Below are 3,243 nucleotides of genomic sequence, written 5' to 3'. Positions count from 1 at the left end.
GGCAAGCCAGCTCCCGCAGAGGACCCGGCAGGCAGCAAAACCGGCAGGCCTCAGGTGGCATCCGCATGGCTGACCATGCCTTTGATCACCACGGCGGCGGTGGCCAGCGCGGCCGGGATCACCAGCGCGGTCAGTACTTGCTCGAAGTTCCAGCCAAGGCCCAGCAGTGTGGCGCCCATCCACGCGCCAAGGATCGCGCCGAAGCGGCCGATGCCGAGCATCCACGACACACCGGTGGCGCGACCCTGGGTCGGGTAGAAACGCGCCGCCAGGGACGGCATCGCCGATTGCGCGCCGTTGACGCACATCCCGGCAATCAGCACCAAGGTCGCCAGCAACGTGATATTGCCCAGGCTCTGGCCTACGGCGTAGGCAAACACCCCGGCCAACAGGTAGAACGTGCCGATGACCTTGTGAGGGTTGAACCGGTCCATCGCCCAGCCCACGCCGACGGCGCTCAGCACGCCACCAAACTGGAACAACGCGCCAATGAACGCGGCCTGCTCCATGCTCGCGCCGCTGTCGCGCATCAGGGTCGGAAGCCAACTGGTCAACAGGTAAACAATCACCAGGCCCATGAAGTAGGTCAGCCACAACAACAGGGTGCCGGCGCTGTAGGTGCCGGAGAAGATCACCGCAAACACATTGCGGGCTTTCACGGTCTTTTGCTCCGGTACGCTGAAGCTGGTGGCCTGGGCGACGAGAGCGGGATCAATGGGTGACAAGGTTTTGCGCACCTTGTCGGTGCCGCGATTGCGCACCACCAGGTAACGCGCCGACTCCGGCAGCCACAGCAACAGCACCACTGCCAGGATCAACGGCAGGATGCCGCCGATCATCAACAACGCATGCCAGCCGAACGCCGGGATCAGCTTGGCCGAGATAAAGCCGCCACCGGCCATGCCCAGGTTGAAGCCGCAGAACATGCTGGTCACCAGCAACGACTTATGGCGTTCGGGAGTGTATTCGGAGAGCAGCGTGGTGGCGTTCGGCATGCCGGCGCCAAGGCCCAGGCCGGTGAGAAAGCGCAATACCAGCAACTGGTCGACGTTACTGCTGTAGGCCGACGCCAGGCTGAACGCACCAAACACCAGCACCGCGCCGACCAGCACCCATTTGCGGCCGAAGCGGTCGGCCAACGGGCCGGAACCGAGTGCGCCGAACACCATGCCGATCAAGGCGGCGCTCATCACCGGGCCGAGGCTGGCGCGGTCGATGCCCCAATCCTGCGACAGTGCGGGCGCGATAAAGCCCATGGCGGCGGTGTCGAGACCGTCGAGGAAGACGATCAGGAAGCACAGGATGACCACGCGCCACTGGTAGCGTGACAGCGGTTGAGCGTTGATAAAGGCCTGAACGTCCAGGGTTGTACCGACAGAAGGCTGATTCATTATTGTTATTTCCACACCGATGGGCGGGCCAACGACCTGAGGTCGTCATTATTATGGGCGGCGCTGGAAGCGCTGCCGCACATTAATAAGCCAGGGGAAACACCGTCAATTGATCACGCCTGGATCTGTGCGGTCACCGAACACCTTAGGCAAATAACTGCGCGCTCAACTCGCGGCTGGCGCTGAGCATGCTCGGCAGAAAACGCTGTTCCAACTCGCTGCGACTGACCCGCCCCGCGTGGGTGCTGACGTTGAGTGCGGCCAGCACCTGGCCTGAGGCGTCGTACACCGGCACGGCGATGGAACGCAGGCCCTGCTCCAATTCCTGGTCGACCACGCACCAGCCCTGTTGACGCACTTGTTGCAGGCATTCGAACAGCGCTTCAGGCGTGGTCAGCGTGCGGCTGGTCTTGGTTTGCAGGTCGGCATGGTCGAGGTAGTCCTTGAGCGAGGCATCATCGAGTGCTGCGAGCAGGATGCGGCCCATGGACGTGCAATAGGCCGGCAGGCGGCCGCCCACCGACAAGTCCACCGAGATCAGGCGCTGGGTCGTGGCGGAACGGGCGATGTAGAGAATGTCGTCGCCTTCCAGGGTGGCCATGTTGCAGGCCTCGTGGAGCTGCTCGCTCATGCGGTCCAGATACGGCTGGGCCGAGACCGCCAACGGCGTTGAGGATAAATACGCATGGCCCAGGGTCAGCACTTTGGGCAGCAGCGAATAGGTACGCCCGTCGGTGGTGGCGTAGCCGAGCTTGATCAGGGTGTGCAGGCAACGGCGCACGGCGGCGCGGGGGATTTCCGTGCGGTGGCTGATCTGCGCGATGGTCAGGTGGCGTTTTCGCTCCTGGAATGCCTGCACCACCGCCAGGCCACGGGCCAGGGAGGTCATGAAATCCGGATCACCGGTAAACGCCTGGATGCGCTTGGCCGGTGAGGCCACGATCGGCGGCGCCACTGACGCGAAGGAGTTGCGCAATTGATCGTTCATTTCAGGGTCCTTTCTCTTATTTTCAACCGCTGGGAGGGTTGGCCGCTATTACAAGCCGCGCCGGTCGGGATGCACAAGACGACCCCGGCAACATTGGGCGATTATCGGACGATCATTCGATAATCGCAATTTAGGCGGCCTGCGCCGTCGCGGTATCGGTGGGCAGCGTGATAAGCGGGTGAACTCATCGGTATTAAACAAATGCAGATTTTATGACACGCGCGTTTCGTAAATACTGACGCCTGCATGTAACAAAACCCTCACACAGCGTTGACGTTTTTTAACTTCAGGGTGATAGAGTTATTCCAATGCGCCGCTATAATGAAACCTGTGCAGAGGTCAGCCCGATATCCCTATCGGGATTGGAGCTCGCTAGGCAATGCGGGTCGCATGCATTGCCGGTCACAAGTACCTGCTAAAAAGAACTGCCCTTTGGTCTTTCTTTCAAACTTGGACGGTTTCACTGTTCAACTTGAATAACCGAGGACGACGTTCAGGCATGGCACTGCACACTCACTACACTCAACTCAATTAGGTAACACTGTGACGAAAGACGAACTGCGCGCGGAACTTGAGCGCCAGGAGCAACGTTACAAGGACGTTTACGGCGGGGAAGTCACCACCTACGCCGCTCAGCCTGAACCGGAACGCAAACCATGGCGCAAGCGCGCCAGCTTGCTGGATCAGGCATTTGCCCAGGAAATCCAAAAGATTGAACAGGAACTCAAAGCCGAAGAGCCATAAGCCCTTTGCCTTGAGCGCCCAGGTTTTGTCATCTCCGCTGGCGCATTGCCAGCGGAGGGCAACCCTATTGTCGCCAGGCCCCTGATGCCTTCAACGAAATTTCGTACAAATGTTTCAGGC

At 60.6% G+C, this 3,243-nt stretch carries 3 protein-coding genes; 1 reads left to right on the top strand and 2 read right to left on the bottom strand.

All coding sequences use genetic code 11. The features are described 5' to 3' along the window. Positions 1 to 50: 50 nt before the first annotated feature. Together WBB95_RS23015 and pcaR are read right to left on the bottom strand one after the other, a co-directional pair. Positions 51 to 1,391 carry an MFS transporter gene (locus WBB95_RS23015; RefSeq protein ID WP_424489659.1) on the bottom strand — a complete coding sequence of 447 codons (1,341 nt, stop codon included), beginning with the start codon at positions 1,389 to 1,391 and terminating at the stop codon, positions 51 to 53. A gap of 145 nt (positions 1,392 to 1,536) precedes the next feature. Then, entirely contained in the window at positions 1,537 to 2,379 is an 843-nt protein-coding gene (gene pcaR, locus WBB95_RS23010; RefSeq protein WP_424489658.1) for a pca regulon transcriptional regulator PcaR, read from the bottom strand. A 543-nt stretch (positions 2,380 to 2,922) separates the two neighbouring features. On the opposite strand from pcaR, the gene WBB95_RS23005 reads away from it, so the two are divergent. Then, a complete protein-coding gene (locus WBB95_RS23005) occupies positions 2,923 to 3,123 on the top strand; it encodes a hypothetical protein (RefSeq protein WP_003172389.1) in 201 nt (66 codons plus the stop codon). Positions 3,124 to 3,243: the final 120 nt, after the last annotated feature.

Origin of the sequence: Pseudomonas sp. (genome assembly GCF_049645325.1) — a bacterium.
Lineage (GTDB): Bacteria > Pseudomonadota > Gammaproteobacteria > Pseudomonadales > Pseudomonadaceae > Aquipseudomonas.
This window is presented reverse-complemented; position numbering and strand designations above follow the sequence as displayed.

Bases quoted from the DNA above. Each gene is read 5' to 3' on its own strand.
- pcaR (WP_424489658.1), bottom strand. From the start codon at position 2,379: ATGAACGATCAATTGCGCAACTCCTTCGCGTCAGTGGCGCCGCCGATC.
- WBB95_RS23015 (WP_424489659.1), bottom strand. From the start codon at position 1,391: ATGAATCAGCCTTCTGTCGGTACAACCCTGGACGTTCAGGCCTTTATC.